11 protein-coding genes and 1 rRNA gene are annotated in these 19,683 nt (G+C 42.2%); 2 read left to right on the top strand and 10 right to left on the bottom strand.

Annotated features, from left to right (window positions below; all coding sequences use genetic code 11):
• Window positions 1-383 (bottom strand): 16S ribosomal RNA (locus G631_RS0115395); the annotation flags it as partial.
• Window positions 384-894: 511 nt separating this feature from the next.
• On the opposite strand from G631_RS0115395, the gene G631_RS0115390 reads away from it, so the two are divergent.
• Window positions 895-1,920 (top strand): DUF2804 domain-containing protein, encoded by a 1,026-nt coding sequence (locus tag G631_RS0115390; protein WP_035789902.1) that lies wholly within the window; start codon window positions 895-897, stop codon window positions 1,918-1,920.
• Window positions 1,921-2,082: 162 nt separating this feature from the next.
• On the top strand, window positions 2,083-3,297 hold the full coding sequence (locus tag G631_RS0115385; RefSeq protein WP_026490200.1) for an EAL domain-containing protein: 1,215 nt from the start codon (window positions 2,083-2,085) through the stop codon (window positions 3,295-3,297).
• Between the two features lies 1 nt (window position 3,298).
• On the opposite strand, the gene G631_RS0115380 is transcribed toward G631_RS0115385, so the two are convergent.
• The 9 genes from G631_RS0115380 to G631_RS0115340 all read right to left on the bottom strand — a co-directional run bounded on the left by G631_RS0115380 (window position 3,299) and on the right by G631_RS0115340 (window position 19,645).
• The gene (locus G631_RS0115380; protein ID WP_026490199.1) at window positions 3,299-3,895 is read right to left on the bottom strand and encodes an ECF transporter S component; all 597 of its coding nucleotides are present in this window, start codon (window positions 3,893-3,895) and stop codon (window positions 3,299-3,301) included.
• A gap of 118 nt (window positions 3,896-4,013) precedes the next feature.
• Window positions 4,014-6,353: a glycoside hydrolase family 2 TIM barrel-domain containing protein gene (locus G631_RS0115375; protein ID WP_026490198.1), complete on the bottom strand. Its 2,340-nt coding sequence runs from the start codon at window positions 6,351-6,353 to the stop codon at window positions 4,014-4,016.
• A gap of 24 nt (window positions 6,354-6,377) precedes the next feature.
• A complete protein-coding gene (locus G631_RS0115370; protein ID WP_026490197.1) occupies window positions 6,378-8,027 on the bottom strand; it encodes a rhamnogalacturonan acetylesterase in 1,650 nt (549 codons plus the stop codon).
• Between the two features lie 21 nt (window positions 8,028-8,048).
• Complete coding sequence (locus tag G631_RS19485) at window positions 8,049-10,496, bottom strand: rhamnogalacturonan lyase (RefSeq protein WP_035789901.1); 2,448 nt, start codon at window positions 10,494-10,496, stop codon at window positions 8,049-8,051.
• 14 nt (window positions 10,497-10,510) lie between these two features.
• On the bottom strand, window positions 10,511-13,255 hold the full coding sequence (locus G631_RS0115360; protein ID WP_026490196.1) for an exo-rhamnogalacturonan lyase family protein: 2,745 nt from the start codon (window positions 13,253-13,255) through the stop codon (window positions 10,511-10,513).
• A gap of 215 nt (window positions 13,256-13,470) precedes the next feature.
• Window positions 13,471-15,102 (bottom strand): hypothetical protein, encoded by a 1,632-nt coding sequence (locus tag G631_RS0115355; protein WP_026490195.1) that lies wholly within the window; start codon window positions 15,100-15,102, stop codon window positions 13,471-13,473.
• 79 nt (window positions 15,103-15,181) lie between these two features.
• Window positions 15,182-16,090, bottom strand: coding sequence for a carbohydrate ABC transporter permease (locus G631_RS0115350; protein ID WP_026490194.1), 909 nt, complete (start codon window positions 16,088-16,090; stop codon window positions 15,182-15,184).
• Between the two features lie 15 nt (window positions 16,091-16,105).
• Window positions 16,106-17,071, bottom strand: coding sequence for an ABC transporter permease (locus G631_RS0115345; protein ID WP_207637880.1), 966 nt, complete (start codon window positions 17,069-17,071; stop codon window positions 16,106-16,108).
• A gap of 255 nt (window positions 17,072-17,326) precedes the next feature.
• On the bottom strand, window positions 17,327-19,645 hold the full coding sequence (locus G631_RS0115340; RefSeq protein ID WP_026490192.1) for a helix-turn-helix transcriptional regulator: 2,319 nt from the start codon (window positions 19,643-19,645) through the stop codon (window positions 17,327-17,329).
• Window positions 19,646-19,683: the final 38 nt, after the last annotated feature.

The raw sequence follows: 19,683 nt of genomic DNA, 5'->3' as shown, positions 1-19,683 counted from the left end.
TATCCCCCACTGCTGCCTCCCGTAGGAGTTTGGGCCGTGTCTCAGTCCCAATGTGGCCGTCCGACCTCTCAGTCCGGCTACAGATCGTCGCCTTGGTAGGCCTTTACCCCACCAACTAGCTAATCTGACGCGGGCCCATCTCATACCACCGGAGTTTTTCACACTGAGTCATGCGACTCTAGTGCGCTTATGCGGTATTAACAGTCGTTTCCAACTGTTATCCCCCAGTATGAGGCAGGTTGCCCACGCGTTACTCACCCGTCCGCCACTAAAGCTTAACAAGATTTGACCGAAGTCTCGTCAGCGTTAAGCTTCCGTTCGACTTGCATGTGTTAGGCACGCCGCCAGCGTTCATCCTGAGCCAGGATCGAACTCTCACGTTTTAGAGTAAAATCAGAAACCGTTCTTTGGTTTCTGAATATTTTACCTACACACAGTTCACTTAGCGAGGTATTCTCGAGCTTAGTGAACCACTGTAAAAAGTTTGATCTGGCCAGAACTCAAGCTTGGCTTTTGTTCTGTCCGTTATTTACTAATTTTGTTCTGAATTAATTCTCGATTGAGCTGAATCGCTCAATGTTATCTGGAATCTTTTCAGGGTTGCATTACTGTTTATTTGTCAAGGTACAGGAGCCTAGAATCCGCTCCAGTGCTGCATTTGCGTCGCTTCGTGTCCGCAGCAGCAACGTATATAAATATATCACTGGCCTATATTAGTGTCAACAACTTTTTTAACATTTTTTTCTTGACGTTATTTGCCATCCATTAGCACTATGTACATTCTCACCTTCTTCATAATAAAATATATATAGCAGACATACCTGGAATGCCTGTTTCATAGCTGTCTTTTGAATACCTACGCTAATTTATTCCATAATTCTAAAGGGGGTTTTTATGGGAAGAAATCATGAAGTCTTATCTCCACATCCGCTTTTAAATGCTCACGGAAATCTAATAGAACCTGGCTGGTCCAGATCTCTTTTGCAGGAATATGACAGGTCCATGATCAAGGCTCCAAAGTGGCGGATTAAGGAATGGGACTATTACCTTATTCTATCTGATAGCTTTGCAGGGGCCTTCACCATTTCTGATGATGGTTATATTGGTCTGCAATCTGTTTCTCTTTTAACCTTTAACGATAGTCCCTGGGAGCATACTGAAACTGTTCTTAACACTTTCCCTATGGGTAAGTTTGCGCTTCCATCTTCATCTTCCACAGGTACTACATATTATAAAGATAATCGTCTTCAAATGAAGTTCGAAGTTCTCTCTGGAGAAAGACATATCACCTGCCACTTCGAAAACTTCAATGAAGGAAAGCCCTTTGATTGCGACATTTTCCTGAAGCAGCCACAAATGGACACTATGGTAATAGCAACTCCTTGGGATAAGGACCGATGTTTTTACTATAATCAGAAGATAAATTGCATGCGTGCTTCTGGATATATGTTATATGATGGACAGAAATATGAATTTGACCCTGATACTGATTTTGGCACTCTAGACTGGGGACGTGGTGTCTGGACCTATGACAATACCTGGTTCTGGGGATCTGGAAACTGTGATATCGATGGAAAGGCCTTTGGCTTTAATATAGGATATGGCTTCGGCAATACAAAGGCCGCCACAGAAAATATCCTTTTTTATGATGGCGTAGCTCATAAATTAGATGATATCACTTTCCACATTCCTGATAATTCCTACATGGATCCCTGGAAGTTCACTTCTTCTGACGGCCGATTTGAAATGGATTTCGTCCCTGTTCTTGACAGAGCCGCCTGCCTTGACTACAAGATAATCGTTTCAGATCAGCATCAGGTATTTGGTCGCCTTTCCGGAACAGCTATCCTCGATGATGGCCAGAAAATTCATGTAAAAGATATGATGTGCTTCGCAGAAAAGGTGCACAACAAATACTAATAGCTTCTTCCATTGAATTTAAAATTCCATAAAACAATTCAACGTTGAAATTTCGAACCAATATCCGTGAATTTTGTTTTCTCGTATATTGACATTCAATTGAACACAATATATACTCTCCCTCTGTGTTTTGTTGTTTTTTAGTATTTATTTGAGGGAAAAATGGAACAGAAATATCTTTTACACGACATAGTTGCAGCCATGGAAGTCGGTGAGTTGCAAGCATATTATCAGCCACAATATAATGCCAAGGAAGGTGTTATCGGCGGAGCCGAAGCACTTGTCAGATGGATCAAATCAGATGGAACAGTAGTACTTCCTGGAGATTTTATTCCAATTCTTGAGGAAGCTGGTCAGCTCTCGCTTGTAGATTGGTTCGTTGCTGAAGATGCCTGCAAGACGATTAAGCAACTCAAGGATAGAGCAATAAGAATCAGTGTGAACTTTAGCAGAGAGCACGCCAAGGACAAGCAATTTATTGAGAAACTGAATAGACTAGTAGATTCCTATGGTATAGATAAGTACTATTTTGGTGTAGAGATCACAGAATCTGATGTTACAGCAAATATAGATGAGGTCATGAATTGGGTTCATTCTATTGAAAAAGCTGGTTACATGGTTTCAATCGATGATTTTGGATCTGGGATGTCTTCCATGTCATTTGTAAAGGATATTCCTGCACGAATCCTTAAGATAGACAGGTCATTTCTTAATGACAACTGCCTTACCGAAAAAGGAAGGATAACTTTAGAGTCTGTATTTTATTTTGCGCACAGACTCAAGCTCCTTACGGTAGTTGAAGGCGTTGAAACCCAGGAACAGCTTCAGTTTATCAATACATGCGATTGCGACTATATACAGGGATATATCTTTTCAAAGCCTATCCCGAAAGCAGATTTTATCAATATGATAAAAGAAGAAGCTCCTGTTGAAATGCATACAATGGACCTATTTGATGACCAGTCTGCTGTATTTGAGCAGGTGAGAGTTCTTATAGAGTCTGTGTACAAAAAGTTTCAGGTTGTTAAATTTGCCAATATAAGCAAAAACTCATATACATTCATGAGGCGTGAAAACTTCCTTAATACTGAAATTCCTGAGACTGGAACCTATGACGATTGCCTCAGGCAACTTGTAGAGATGACTGTTCCTGAGTCAAAAGATGCGATTGAGAAGGCCTTTAATAGAAAGAGCCTTTTAGATGCCCATGCTGCAGGCAAAAAGAGAGTAATGCGTATTGCTTACCAGACAGATGAAAATGGGGCTCGCCATAAAATGGCCATCGAAGACTACTTTATGGAGAACCCCAGAAGCAAAGATATATATGTAGTTTCCTTTATTCAGAACATAGACTTTGAAGATGGAACCTACGTTTAATTCATGCCTCTTTTGCCTTTGTAACAGTGGGAAACAGATTGGCCTTGTTAAGAGCCGGGCGAAGAGCATTATAAATGATGATAGCAAGGACTGAATTGATCACTGCATTTATCATAGTAGTATAGGTTGTAACTGCCAGAAGCGCGCTGATGGCAGCTGCAGCCTTTTCTGCATTTGGAGTAAGAATAGTAAACCATACGTATTTAAGAGCTGGTTCAAATACACAGTTAAAAACAAGTCCTGCAACCGCTGCAAGAGATGACCACAGCAGTATATATGTCTTCTTGTGCTCCTCCGATATCTTGGCAATCTTGTGAGCAACAAGTCCTACAATAAGACCAATAACCAGCTTTGTTATAAATGTTCTGGGCGCTGATGCAGTATAACCAAGTGACAAATCTGCAATTGTAAGGCCTACTGCGCCTGCAAGTCCGCCATAAAGGCCACCTATAAGCAAAGCTGCCAGTACTACAAATGCATTTCCAAGATGAACCTTGGTGCCTGATGCGTTAATTGCTGGAAATACAGCATATCCCACATAGCATAGTGCAGCCATAAGACCTGCATAGGTAAGTGTTCTAACATTATCGTTTTTCATAGCCTTCTCCTTTGAGCCTTTAGATTAAGAAATTTTTTAAACTTAACCTAATATAGCATCAAACTGATAATACTAAAAAGGTCAGAAATGAAAAATTATATATGACCAGATTTGTTTTTTAATCCTCCCTGGTGATTACCTGGGCAAGACCATGAAAGGTACTAACAAATCCCGCCTTTCCACCTGTATGATCCGAAGGATCACCATTTGATGCGCCCAAAAGAGTTCCCCACTCAGAAGGTATATCAAATCTTACATCCGCATTAATCACTAGATTGCCGTTTTTATCACTTAGTTCCAGTTTTCTGATAACCAGGTCGTTTTCCCTGTAATCCTCTGTAACAACAAGCCTTGCCGACAAAGTTTCTGCAGTTTCATTTACCTTTCTCATGCATTCTGCACCGTTTCTATAGCCGATTATCTCCATTCTGCCGCTTTCAGATACTACATTTTCCCACACTAAATAGTCATCTTTTAGCATTTTCTTTTTCCCAAGACTTTTACCATTTAAAACAATTTCCACTTCCTCTGCATTTGAAAAAACATAGTAATCCAAAACCTTCCCAGGCTCCTGATTCATATCCGGATAAGCGTGTATAACATCCTCACCCGCCCACCAGGACTTGTAAAAGTAGTAGAAATCCTTGGGATTACCGCATAAATCCATTGCGCCAAACTGACTACTGATGGCAGGCCAGGCAAAGGGCGTAGGCTCTCCATAATAATCAAATCCTGTCCAGATAAATAGTCCGCTAACCCAGTCAGGCTTGCAATCTCTCCATCTCTCAGCACCATACATGTAATATGGCTTTTTCTCATTGATAGCCAGATGACATTTTTCTTTGTCAGTTTCATAACAGCCTCTGGTTGACTTAAAGGTCCCCATTTCCGTGCTGATAAAGGGCTGATCTGGATATTCCTTGTGAAACTTCTCATAGAGATCGCTATGATAATTGTAACCAGCAACATCAAGTTGTCTGGAAATTCCCTCTAAGACCTTATAATCTGTGATAACCTCATTGGTCTTCATGTCCAGCATCAAAAGAGCCATAGTCACAGGCCTGTATGGGTCAAGGCGCTTTACATAATCTATCATTGTAGCGGCTATTCTTGCTCCCTGCCTTGTTGCCTGGGACTGAGCCTCCTCATTTCCTATGGAATAAATTATGACACTTGGGTGATTTCTTCCAACCTTGACCATTCTCTCAAGTTCATGCATATCTGCCCTGGCACTGGATAGAAGCCTAGTTTCAAGCATAACCAGCATTCCTTCCTGGTCACAGATATCAAGAAAATCCTCCGACAGTGGGTAATGTGCTCCTCTATAGCCATTTGCCCCCATTTCCTTGAGCTTTTTTATACGGTAGCGCATAACTTCAGGAGGAACAGCGTTTCCAAGGCCACCATGATTCTGATGGCAGCATACTCCCTTGATCTTGAGTCTCTCTCCATTTAAAAGAAATCCCTCGTTATTATCAAACCTGGCAAACCTTATTCCAAAGCTTGTTTCAGCTACATTTCTGACTTCTCCGCATATTTCCAGCCTGCATATGAGTCTGTAAAGCTCAGGCCTGTCTACTGACCACAGTCTTGGCTCATCTAATATGATCTTTGTTTTAAACTCATAGGCTCCAATATCAGATAGATACGCACGCTCCATTATCTTACTATCATCTGATATACTCTCATCACCTGCAAGACTTAAGTTGCTTTTGTTTACCAGTTCACCTTTACTATCAATTATTTCAATGCAAAGGAGCGCCTTATACGCATGATTATTCCTGCCACAAAGCTCACCTGTTCCAAAAATCCTGCCAGAAATCGCTACTTCTGCTCTCTTAAAGTTATCCTCAGGTTGCCCGTAAACAAAAAGATCTTCCACATGCTCTTTTTCCACCACTTTCAGATAGGCATTTCTGTAAATTCCACCGCCCTCGTAGAACCATCCTTCCGCCTGTCTTGCATCGCAACGTATGGCAAGAACATTATTCTCCCCATAGGCGGCAGTATCTGTGATGTCTATAACTATTTTGCAATAGCCACTTGGCTCATGTTCAAGAAAAAACTCATTAAGATAGAAATATGAATCTCTGTAAATTCCATCAAAAATAAGATAAAGTTTCTTGCCAAGGTATTCCTCGGGGATAAAGAAATGCTTTCTGTACCAGCCTACATTCTTATCAAAGGAGCCTGATGTTGTATGTATATTGTTCACATCCTCCATTGCAGGAATAGTGTTGTCCTTGTCAAACTCCTTTTCAGCATAAGCATAGGGCTTTGTTTCGAACACAAAATCGTGAGGAAGTGTCACTTCTCTCCAGCTACTATCATCATAGTCCTTGCTCTCAGGCCCCTGGTTAAAAGAGCCAGACTTGGCCAAAGCCCATCTATTTCTTACAGATACAATATCTCCAAAATGAAATTTCCAGTTTGTATTAAAGTTTATAAGTTCTTGCATTTTAGTACTTCCTTTTAGTCATTATCAGGCCCTGAATTCTATGATCCTGCTGGAATTACTTTCCTTGCCATCTGCAAAAACTGCTGTTACTTTCACTTGATATACATCTGCTGCAGGCAGGATAAATGGAAGAACAGCAGAAGTTTTCTTTTCCTCTGCACTTACGCTCCTAAGAGGGAAAAATTGAAAATCAACGGACCCCTTTCTATATACATTGTAGGAAACAGCACCCTCAACGTCATTCCAGATCAGGAGGAAGTTTGCCTTTTTGTCATTTATATTCAGCTCCTGAAGCGCAAAGCTGCTTGGAATCTTGAGGTCCACAGGCTTTTCAACCATACTGACAGTTCTTTTTTCAGGGACATATGTGATATCCAGATAGGACTTTAGAGCCTCGATCTCAGGAAAACCATTCATAGCAATCAGAGCCTGCGCTACCATCCTTGCGTAAACTTCTGCACCATACTCCTGTAAATGAGTGTTGTCCGAAACTCCATCTGCATAGGCACTTTCCGGATATGCTCCTGCCGGACACCACAGATAAAGAGATTTCGCCTCCTCGCCTCCTATCTCCTTGAGGTAGTTGTTACTAAGAGTACATAGATCAACACAAGGAACCTTTTCGCGCTTGGCAACTTCCAGCATCACATCCCTGTACTTGCCAAATGAAAGCATAAAATTTCCATCATGCTCATCACAATTTCGCCTTGATACTGGTGTTACAAGAATCGGATATATTCCTCTTGCTCTGCAGGAATTTATATATTTCATCAAAAAACCATCAAACTCCTCAGGGCAGACATATCTATTTGGGCGCACCGCTGTCGCGTCATTATGAGCCCACTGAAGAAGCACATAGTCCCCAGCTTTGGCCCGTAACAGTAGCGAATTCCACTTGCCCTCGTCAATGAATGACCTGGCACTTCTGGCGCCGATGGATCTATTTTCAACATATACGGATCTTCGCTCATACACATGGCACTGAGGATAGCAGTAATCTTCGGCCTGATAATCAATAAGATCCTCCTTGGGGCACACATATTTTACAAAGACCTGCCCCCAGCCAGTCTGGGGATAGTAAAACTCCTCATAGGACTGCACCGTTGAATCAGAAGCAAGGAAAATAGTGGATTTTCTTAATTTATCTTTATTCTCATCGCTTATTCTTTTCACTTCACTATATGAAATATCGCTGATGCACAGACTCTTTGCACAAGCATCTTCCTCGGTGACTGCGCTATCTGAAACGAAAAATTGTAGACTGGTCTCTTCATGAATAGAGCAGTTTATGAAACTCTCTGTCCTGGCCTCTCCTGCCGGTATTTCCAGATCTATTATCATAAGGACTTCATCTGCATAACAGTTTGCCATAATACTCTCTGAGCCTTTATTTACAAAGGTTACAGTCCACTTTCCATCCTTAAGACCTGTATTATAGGTAAAAATCGGGCTATTGACATACTGATATATTCCAAAACCCGTAACTTCTGTCTCTGTCCAGGTTTTAGATCTTATCTGCAAAACGTCTCCATCAAGAGCCTTAAGATAATTGGCTCTTGAGGTGGCATCGAAATCCTCTATGCTCGCTGTTCTGGGATAGTAAACGCCCCCCTCCCACTCTTTTGCTTTATCTGGATACGTCTTTAATCTGATGTTATAAGAAAAGGGATTCATCTTGCTTTCTCCTGAAAAAAATTAAAGTTCTGGCATTACTTCGTCAAATCTCATATCACTGGCATAGTAGTAACTTACATAGCCTGGCTGATTATAGCAGTTATTCTGCCAGCAGACTCCCATGCGATACTGCATGTCCTGAAGCGGTGTGAAAAGCTTGTGGTTTGTGATATCAGTGTTTATATATATTCTAAGTGCGCTGTCATCTGCAAGGCGCAGCACAATCTCATCACGGAAATCTCCAAAAAGATCCGCAACAAGGCATGGATTGCCCTTGGTGCCGTTGTTTGTAGCTGTGCCTTCCGGCTTAAGCATTACTCCGTGAATAGAATCATTTATGATTCCACACTTTTCTTCTGTGAGGTACTCCTTGCCATCTGTCACCTGAGTAGTAAGGTCAGCTGCCCAATGAATGTTCATATTGGTTGAAGGTGCCGGAATATCAAGCTTTTCTCCCTTTACGTTATATACATCATTGACCCAAACCTGGAGTCCTGGTTCATTCGGCACAATATCGCCTACCATGCAACGGCCAAGGTCACTCTCTGCATATTCGCCAAAATAGACACTGCCGTCTTCCGCATCTCTAAGGGCAAACCCATAGGGCGCTGCCTTGGCTCCCTCGAATACATTAAATATCTCAAGCCCAGGCCGGTCAGGATCAATATTGGCAACATGCATGGCATCACCATGTCCCAGCTTGGCACGAATTCCATTAGGAAGATTATCATAACTACTGTACAAGACACTTCCATCATGATCTATACAGGCCGCACCATAGATTATTTCCTGGCATCCATCCCCATCCACATCTGCAGTAGAGAGGCTGTGATTTCCCTGTCCAGCAATCACCCCGTAAACTGGATCGCTCCCCATAAGTTCATGCGGGTTATCATTAAAGGGATTCTCCATTCGAACATAGCCGGAGTCTAAGCTCCATTTTTCATTGAACTTATTGTCAAAAAAGTCGTAGGCTACAAGAGTTGTTCGTGTATAGTAGCCTCTGCACACTATTAGGTAAGGCCTTTCTCCATCAAGATAAGCTACTCCTGACAGGAACCTGTCCACTCTGTTGCAGGGCTCTATTCTACTCATGGCATAGTCGCCCCACATAAGACCATCGTCATCTCTGCCGTACTTAAAAGGAATAGTCTCAAGCTCTTTTCCATCCCCTCCAAACATGGTCAGATACTCAGGTCCCTCGAATATAAAACCTTCAAAATTCTCAAGATGATTTCGGCTGCTGCGACTTGGCGCGTAACTTGCAATAAAATACTCTGCAAGATCTTCTGCATCCTTCTCAGAAAGAGGATACGTGTATTTGGGCGCCATATTAAAGCATTCCTCTAGAGTAGCCGGCCAATGGCCATTTACTACCTCCGGATGACTATTCCAGTTCTTGAAAACCTTCACCAGGTGTCTTCTGTAGTCAGCAGCAGAAGCCACATAATTACTGTCGTTGCAAACGCCTTTTTTGGCATCCTCAGGAGGAATAGTGATAAAAGACATTCCGCACTCAGTTCCACTTTCATCAAAAAAGTGCATGCAAGTTCCAGGAGCTGTCTTTACTGCCATTTCCGCCCTGCCATCACCATTAAAATCGTAGACCATAAACTGGGTATAATGCGCACCAGCCCTGATATTTACCCCCATATCAAGTCGCCACAAAAGTCGCCCATCCAGTTTATAGCAGTCAAGATAGACATTTCCTGTATAACCAGTCTGAGATACATCCTTGGAATTTGTTGGATCCCACTTAACTATATACTCATATTCTCCGTCACCATCCACATCTCCAATGCTGATATCATTGGCATGGTAGTTATAGGCTTCACCTGCAGGAGTAGTCCCGCCTTCAGGGATCCTCAGAGGAATATCAAGATAGTTTTCGCCACTTTCCCAGGCCTTTACTGCCTTGGCTCCCTTAAGGGCACTTTCAATTTCCTTGGCAGAAGGCTCTTTTCCACTTTCATAAGAAACTATGCTGTACAAATCATCCTTTGTGCCAGTCTTATCAAGATAATTTGTGCTATCTGTTACAAAGGCCAGAACCTTCCCGTTCTTGCACAAAGCAAAGTCTGTTCCAGTAAGTCCAGTATTGCTATAGCCCTTAACTTCACTCTTATAAAGCCTCCAGGATACAAATATTCCCTTTCCTGTTGATACAGCTACCAGGCCGCGGTCTATCTTTTCAAGCTGTTCATTTAATCTAACTGTCACTGGAGTCTTAATTTCAGGGCTTTCATCAATGACCTGTAATTCATTAAGGGCCTGCACGGACAGATAATAGGGAATCCGGGGCATTTTGTTAAACATCGCCCTAAGCTCTGTCGTTGGTAAAAGAACTTTCTTTTGCATGGTCTTTCTATTTCTGTCTTTCCAACAAAGCCTGTAGCTTGTTGCGCCTTCTACCTTATCCCAGGAAAGCAGTATACCTTTTTTTGTAATTTCATCTATTTTAAGCTTCATATTTTTACTCCATGTCAGGCTTTGTGAAATGCTGACTCCTCCAGATTCTCCACCAATTCCTGCGCTTTTAAAAGGTTATCCGGCAGGTCCTCTCTTATAAATTCCAGTGCTATTATCACATTAAGACACCACTGGGCAGTGAAATTTGTAGAGATCCAGGGAATTTCAGTGAGTTTGTGCTTATTACCTGCATCTATAGTCTCAATAGTCATAAAACCATCGCTGTTGTTCTCACTTATAAGGCTTGATAAAAGAGCTCTCCAGGTCCTTTGAGCTACAAGATGTCCCTCTGCCTTGTTATCCTTACTTATGGTTTCTGCGCCAAGCACAACTCCCTTGCAGTTCCCGCTGCATATTCTCTCCGCAGCATAGGCTCCGAGGCCTGTAAACATGAAAGGATAGGTATATTCCCTTTCGCCAATCAGGCCGTTACATTCCTCGAGCTGCTGCTTTCTTGGAAGAAGTGCAAAACGCCCCAGTTCTATGAGCATCTGCTCAAATTCAGGTTTTTCGAGAAGATCTGCTGTTTCCATCCAGACCGTGGGGGCTCCCATACAAACCTGAAGGTGCGTTCCTCCTGTTGTTCTTTCTCCTATGTAATACAAATGTACGCTTTCCGGATCAAACTCAAAATCAGGACCGGAAGCAAGGCGAAGCGGTGCCTTGCTGATATCGTCTATACCTGTGACTATTTTGTCACGGTATTTTTCATCATTTTTCCTCTCCCACTGTGTCATCCAGTTAGATACAAGAGATGACCAGTCAGGGCCGCTGCGGGCATGGCTGGGATGCTTCATTTTTTCTTTTTCATAAAAATCCCCAAGAGGATCCTTGTTTAAAAAGCTATTTTCATTGTCCCCAAGCTCCTCAAAGATATCCTCCATCCTGCGGTCCCCAGTCAGATAGTAAAAGACTCTGTGATGGGCGGCCATAGCAATTCTAGCCTCCTTGCATGGGCATCCCCAATGCCTTACGTTGTGCCTGGAGCCAAGGCCCTTATACTTACCAAAGTGGTATACATCTACTTCACTGGCATGACGGGACAATTTCTCTGCCAGCCTGAATACCTCAGGTCGGCCTGTGCGCAGAAAATAATTCCAGAGCCACAAAGTCGGCACCAGTTCTGTGTTATCCCAGGCATATCCCCCCACATCATACTTCCACTGATGTCTCACAGGGTCATAGGTATGCATGAAATCTCCATAGTTAAAGAGCCCGTACCAGCTGCGCTGCTCTACTTCCTGACTGTAAAAAGAAAAAGCTCTATTAAGCTGCTCTTCAAGCCAGTTTTCTACCTCTGTATTTTTTGCAGGAAGAGACCAATATCCAAATGCCCTCATTTCGTGATAGACTTCAGGGTCTGCGATATAAATTGCAGGATGATTTACGCTTTCTGCAAATTCAAGAAGTTCATGATCGTCAGGAATGATTTTTTCTGAAAAGCCAAGTGAACACTCGCTTGTTACAGCTATTCCGTCAGGATCTGCTCCCTTATAGTCATAGCCTTCATAACAAACCTGGTTGTAACCACGGTGCGCATAATGCCTAAAATCATAGCTCTTTGCATCAGGCGCATAGAACCAGATAGTTGCACAGGCCTTCTCGCCAGATAGACCAGCTATAGAAATCTCCCCAGGATTCTTTTCCCAGAAATCCCGAACTCCTATCATCACGCTTCCAGCCTCTGACCCAAAACCTGCGCCTCCAATGCTTCTGTGTCCGCTAAGCGCATCTATCATACAAACGTCATCATAGGATAACTTTTTGCAAATGCTAAAGTGCTCTGCACTATCCTGTGTCAGATTCCAGGTATCCCAATGTGGGCAATTAGTAAGCACCAGCTCAATGTGCTGATCTATATCCTCATCTCCACATTCTTTCATTGATTCCTGTGTTATTGGAAGTCCCTTCATCTGCTCCTTGTACAAAGACAGCGGAAGTCGTGGCCTCCAGGAAGTCAGCTGTGCGCTAACCTCGTGAAACACTCCATTATCTACTGTAAATTTAATGTGGCGATTATAGGAAGGGCCTTCTAATGGGCTTTCAAAAGAAATACCAATTCCTTTCAGGAAATCCTTATCCTCTTCCCCATCGTATAAAAAAGTGTGCTGTATTCTAATATCTCTTGCTGCTGTTCCCAAAAACAAACGTATGATAAAGGGGATTTTCTCCTGGCCCTTTTTGTCAGGCGCAATGCAGACATGTATGCCCTCAAAGCGAAATACTGTCTGTACATCCCCACTTTCTTCCAAAACAATATTTTTTATTCTGCCAAGATAATCTCTTGTTATCCTGGTGCTTATGCCACTTTCTGAATATGGCTCCTCTAATTTAAGCACAGGCTTTCCATGGGAAAAAACTGTGCGGTCTCCACTTTTTATGCATTCAAATAGCTCATCTGTATCTTTTCGGATAACTGCAGAAAAGTCTCTTCCTGTAATCTCATAAGATCCAGATGATTCAAATAACTTGATTTTAAGATTGTCCTCTCCAGAAACGTCTTTTTCTTTTGTATCTTCTATATGTATTTCTATGTTGTCCCCAAGCTTGTTACTATCTGCACAGTGGGCTGTCCACTTTACACTTCCATCAGGCCAATAGGCGGTTATCCTGGACTGTAAAACTACCCTCTTTCCATTTTCATTTAAACAACAAAATCCCGTATCCTTTATTTTCTCAGCTGGAATTTCCCCTTTTTTCCACATGCAGCCAAAGTTTGCTGTGCCAGCATAGTTTTTTTCCATCCTATGTAATTTCATACCTGTATTCTCCATCACTTAGTAGCTCTGCAAATCGAGTTGAGGACGGATAGTCTTCCAACTCTGCAATCGAGTAGAAGACGGTCAGTCTTCCTACTCGGCTGCGAGCCGCTGGTCAGCTTAGCTGACATATTTCATATCAGCGGCTCTGCAATATGAAACGGCACCGACATCCGCCTGGGATGCCGATGCCTGTAGTGATTTATTGAAAAAGATTATCTCTGAGCATTTACTTCTGAGATGATTGCGTCATAGCCCTGGCTTCTGATAGAGTCAAGAGTTGACTTGAACTCATCAAGTGAGATTGAACCGCAGATGTACTGTGTTCTTGCAGCTGTAACCTGGCTATCAAGGTCAGCACCAACCTGTGAGTATGTATCAGAACCTACAAGGTATGAAAGTGCTGGGTTAACCTCTGCATACTGAAGAGCTTCAGCATATGCATTGTTCTGTGCCTCACTGAACTTATCTGACTTAACAGGGATTGCGCCTGTTGAAGACTCAGATGAAGGAAGGAATGTAAGGAGCTGATTGAGACCCTTATAGTTGTTTGCAAGAGCAACAGCATCAGAGTTCTCTGTGTCAGCATCAAGGTCTTCAATGTTGCCGTCAGCATCATACTGGTAGTTGATTCCTTCAAGTCCATACTGAGTGATTGTGAGCATCTCAGGTGAGCAGAGTCTGTCGAGAACTGTAAGAGCAGCCTCAATCTTTTCCTCTGTATCAAGTGTTGTAGCTGACAGAGTAAAGAATCCATTGTAGCCGGCAGTTGCAAGTGTGTGTCCGTTTACTGCGCCATAGAGAACCATCTTAGCTGGCTCATCAGGATTAACAACTGAAGGTGTAAGAGTATCTTCTGCTTCAAAGTACTGCCAGATTCTCTTTCCTGAATCAAGAACGTCGATATATACGCCGTTTTCACCAGTCTTACATCCATTTGACCAGGAATCTGTAGGACGGCTGTAGAAATCTGCAGGCATAAGTCCATCATCATAGAGCTTCTTGATATAATCAACTGCCTCAAAGTACTCATCTGTTGTCCATACAGGAACCAGCTGTCCGTCTTTTTCCTGCCAGCCGTTTCCGCAGCCAAACCATGTCTGGATGATGTCAAAAGGTCCTGTGTAGGATGTCATTTCCATACCGATTGTGTCATTCTTGCCATTTCCATCTGGATCATCATAGGTAAATGCATAGATCATCTTATAAACATCATCTGGAGTTGCGTTTTCGGGAAGCTCAACGCCAAGCTTCTCAGCCCAGTCCTGACGATAGCTAAGTCCATAACGGCCTACTACACGAGTACGAGGAAGAGCAATGAGCTTGCCACCAACAGTAAGGTTTGCAGCTACATCCTTGGACAGCTGTGAAAGATAAGGATATTTCTCTGAATCCCAAATGTAATTGTTAAGGTCTACAAAAGCCCCGTTTTTAGCTGCTGATACAACATCACCTGTAACTGTGCCGCCCCAGGACATGATCTGTGGCATTGTTGATGGGCTTGTAAGAGCTAAAGAGTTCTTCTCAGAAAGAGCATCGTTGGCATACCAGATAAGCTCAAGGTCTGCGCCGCAGAAGTCTTCAATCTGCTGCATGATCTGGTCTGCGTACTCACCTGTTGCGTTAACACCTGCATTTAAGTCGATAACAGACCATGTGATTGTCTGACGCTCTGCGCTTGTAGCCTGAGTATCTGTAGCTGAATCTGCTGGTGCAGCTGTCTCTGTAGCTGGTGCTGCGTCGCTTCCTGCATCTGGAGTTGCTGCTGGAGCCTGAGTACTACCGCATGCTGCAAGGCTCATTACCATTACAGATGCCAGTAACATACTAACAATTTTCTTTTTCATATCATTTCCTCCTTATTAGGTAAAAAATTATCTGTAGGGACTATTCCCTGAACATTTGTTGTATAAAGATAAGTGTCTCTTAGCCCTTAACCGCGCCAACCATAACACCCTTAGTGAAATACTTCTGTACGAAAGGATATACGCACAAAATAGGCACTGTAGCTATTACTGTACAAGCCATCTTAACCGCTTTATCCGGCGGTGTTCCGTTGATGTCAAAATCATTGACCATGTTATCTACAATAGTAGATGACTGAAGTATGATAGAACGAAGCTGGATCTGAATAGGATATTTCTCCGTCGTCTGAAGGTAGATCATTGATCCAAAGTAGTCATTCCAGAAGCCTACACCATAGAAAAGAGCAATGGATGCAATAACAGGCTTTGAAAGAGGAAGTGCTACCTTAAGGAATATCTGCAGATCATTGGCTCCATCCATATAGGAAGCCTCATCAAGCTCCACAGGAAGTCCCTGAAAGAACTTCTTAATGATGATCATGTTAAAGGGACTGATAAGTCCTGGTAAGATCAGAGCCCAATAGGTATCGTACAGGCCATAGGCCTTATATACGATGAAAGAGGGGATCATACCACCACTAAAGAGCATGGTTACAATGACCATATTCATCACAAAATTTCTGCCCCTGAAGTGTGTCTTGGAAAGTGGATATGCAAAGGTAAGCGAAAAGAGCATACACATTACTGTTCCAAGTGCAGTCAGGATTATTGAGTTCCTAAGTCCTCTTAAAATGTTAGCTGTTTTTATGGCATACCTATAAGCATTTAAGGACCATACTGATGGGACTATGAAAAATGCTTTTTCTGTAAGTTCTTTTTCCGTTGCAAAAGATCCTGCAAACACATAGAGGAACGGTAATATAGTGCTTATTGCAATAAGTCCAAGAACAACATAGATGATCACATCTACAATTTTGTCACCGACGCTTTTCTGAACTCTTACGCCAGTCTGGTATTTTGTTTTAGACATTCCGTCTCCTCCTTTCTAGTAAATTCCGCTTTCGCCAAACCATTTTGCAACTCTGTCAGACAAAAGAACCAGGATCATTCCAACTACTGACTTGAACATACCAACTGCTGAGGAGAATGAATACATACCATTTTTAATACCCTTTGTATAAATATAGGTATCAAATACTTCTGCCCTTGCGATGTTCAGGTCATTTCTCATAAGGAAAATCTGCTCATAGCCTGTATTCAAGATGCCGCCAACTCTAAGGATCAGCATCATGATGATGGTTCCTCTGATAGCCGGAAGTGTAATGTGCCACATAAGTCTCCAGCGGCCTGCACCATCAACCTTGGCTGCTTCATACAATTCCTGATCAACTCCTGATAAAGCTGCCAAAAATACGATAGTTCCATAACCGGTCTCACGCCATATGTCCTGACCTACGATAAGTCCCCAGAAGGCAGATGCCTTAGACAGGATATCGAAGGTATTTCCTGTTACCATCTTGTATATGATGTTGATAACACCATCTGTTACATTAAATAACTGATAGGTCAAACTTGCGATGATAACCCAGGATACAAAGTGTGGAATATAAACCAGTGTCTGTACCAGTCTCTTATAAACGTTATGTCTTACTTCATTTAAGAATAAAGACAAAATAATTGGTGCCGGGAAATACAAAACCAGCTGCAGTAAGCTGATTCCCAATGTATTTACCAATAGTTTCCTAAAATCATTATTACTAAAAAACCTGGTAAAATTTGCAAATCCTACCCAGTCGCTTCCCCACAAGCCTTTGAATGGACTATAGTCTTTAAATGCAATAACAAGTCCGCCCATTGGCACGTATCTAAATAGGATCATGTAGATAAGACCCGGAAGCAGCATAAAGTATAACCACATATGCTGCTTGAAATACTTTGCATTACTGGTCCTGTTGGCTTCAAATACAGATCCGTCTGCCATCTTGATCAGCTGCTTTTTTGCTTTTGCCATACGCCTCTCCTTCTTCCCTTTTTCATCCCTTTGTGGTATTCCACAAATGTAATCGGCTCTCACAAGCTTTTTACATGATTATGATAACTTTGCCCTCTCCTAACATCTATAATCATATTATTTTTGACTGATTATCATAATTCAGGCGCTTTCAAATTGTACAAAATGCACAAAAGTATCATTTTCTAACACCCTTTTTGGGGCTCAAAAAAGAAAATGATACTTTTTAAAAAGCAGCTGTTATTAAATTCGTTTTTAAATGGATCCGTAGGTTAGTTTGCGATATTTTCCAGGTGTTAAGCCTGTTCCCTTACTAAAGAAACGGATAAAGTTCTGTGCATTAGTATATCCTAACTCATTAGCTATATCTGAAACCGAAAGATTTGTCTGCAATAGTTTTTTGGCCTCTTCAATCTTGTACTGCTCCTGATACTCGCTAAAAGTCTTGCCTCTTTCAGCCTTTAATATCTTCCAAATGTAGGCAGGTGTCACATTAAGCTCATCTGCACACTCGTTAAGGGTTATATTTCCCTTGGAGTCAGCCAGTTTCTGCTCAATCTCAGCCATCATCTGGTAGGACTGATCAACAAGGAGCTTACTTCTCTCCTGAAGGATTGGGTCGATGAGCATCTTTTTCATGTTCTTTCTGACCCTTTTTACATCCCCTGCTTCCATGATCTGCTGATACAGCTTGTGAAGGCCCTCAGGACACAGTATCAATATGTCAATCTTCATACCAATAGCTTCCATCAGGATCCTATCGATCAGAGCAGCGAAGTACACTGACGCAACAGCCCATTCCCCAAAGGTTCTGAGCCTGTCAGTAAAGTCATCAAGCAGCCTGTAACACTGGGCTTTATCCATAGCCTTTAGGCCATCACAGATTTCTTTTTCATATTTATGGAGATTTATCTCTTCTTCTGCAGCTCTTGATGACTGAATGTAGAAGCGACAATCACTTTCTGAACTCTCCCTGGTATCAGGTTCATATTGAAGAGCAAAAACGCTTTCGTGGTAGGCTCTTCCCAAATGTCTGTACTGGGTATGGAGCTCGCTTACTCCCATCTGTATCTGGAAACCGAAGCTTGAATAAGTAAACTCTTTTACCGCCTTATTATATCTGGAAATCTGCGCCAGCAGCGCCTCTTCCGTATCATCTGCAAAGATGCATGTAAGCGTACAGGAATCATAAATAAGAGGAAGCCAGGGCATATTCTTCAAAGAATCCGGCAGGCTTTCTGCAAGAGAAAGACAGTAAGCATCTTCATTTATCTCATCCTCAGATATTGAAGTGTCCCTAAGATCTGGTATGATTGCCACAGTAGCATATAACTTATGCCTGGTAAGCCCCAGAACCTTGACGTATTCCTCCCACTCATCTTCAGCGGAAACAGCGCTTCGAATAAGTCTCATCTCAAATAGTTCAGCAAGTCTCTTCCTACGCTGGATCATGGCCTGATCAAGGGCTTCCTTGTCATTCTTTAGGTTTGCAAACTGGCCAGCCAGGAATTGGAGCTCGTTTCCAGAAACCAGGGGCTCTTTATCATCAGTAACTTCCTTAATTAGTCGCTCCACAGGCTGATATATGGCATGTCGAAGGGAAACAAAGCTTAGAAGCGCAAGCGCCATAACCGCTATCAGAAACTCAATTATCAGTTTCCAGGTAGCTCCCAAAAAAGTCCCATAATCATAGGCCACATAATAATTCCAACCAAGAATGCTGGAAGATGCGCCAGATACAATACTGCTTGTTCCTTGAACATCCATTCTAGAGGGCTTCATAGGCTGATCTGAAGAAAACTTTTTCTGGCACTGCTCAGAAAAACCAGAGTTAGAGGCATAGATCACATTTCCATCATTATCCAGCACACAGACAGCCTTGCCTGAAATACTTACTCCCTCCCAGATCCAGCGCTTCCATTCCTGTGTTTCTACATTTACAAGAAGAAAACCCTTAGAGGCATATGTACCAAGTGGGAGATTTAGCACATAATTAAGCCCCTTAGTATCCACCGTCAAGTGATACTGAAGGTATCTGCTATCTACATCTGTACCATCAGGAACATAAACCCAGTTTCCTCTGTTAACCTCCTGAGTGTTGTTCTCATAGATGTTTAGAATTTCTTCTTTATTGATCATCTCAGAAAAGTCATAGATACCTCTGGTACTAATAACCCTGTTATTTGCAATATTTACTATGACATAATTATTGATGTAATTGGGAAATAATGCATTATTGCCAAGTGCCGAATCTATAACCTTATACCTGGCATAATCAGAATATGCAAGACGGTTATTTAAAAACCAGCCAAGATCATCATTCATAGCAGAATAAAGGTAATACTGGCGGAGATTTTCAAGCCTCTCCTCCACGCTATACACCATATTCTGAGTAGTCACCTGTGCCTCCTTCTGAGCCATCTTCTGGTTGTTGGAGTGCATTATCATAAGAGTGTTGACCACCATGAACACCATAAAAATGCCAACAAGCGCGCTGACGCAGATAGTCACAAATAGTTTGTAGGAAATCCTGTCAAAAAAAAGCACCCATTTACGCAAAGTCTTGTTTCGCATAATAATCCCCCTATTGCAGCAAATTTAACCCTTATTTT

Source organism: Butyrivibrio sp. XBB1001 (assembly GCF_000424505.1).
Classification (GTDB): Bacteria; Bacillota; Clostridia; order Lachnospirales; family Lachnospiraceae; genus Butyrivibrio.
Note: the sequence above shows the minus strand (reverse complement) of the source record. Positions and strands in the feature narration are given on the sequence as shown.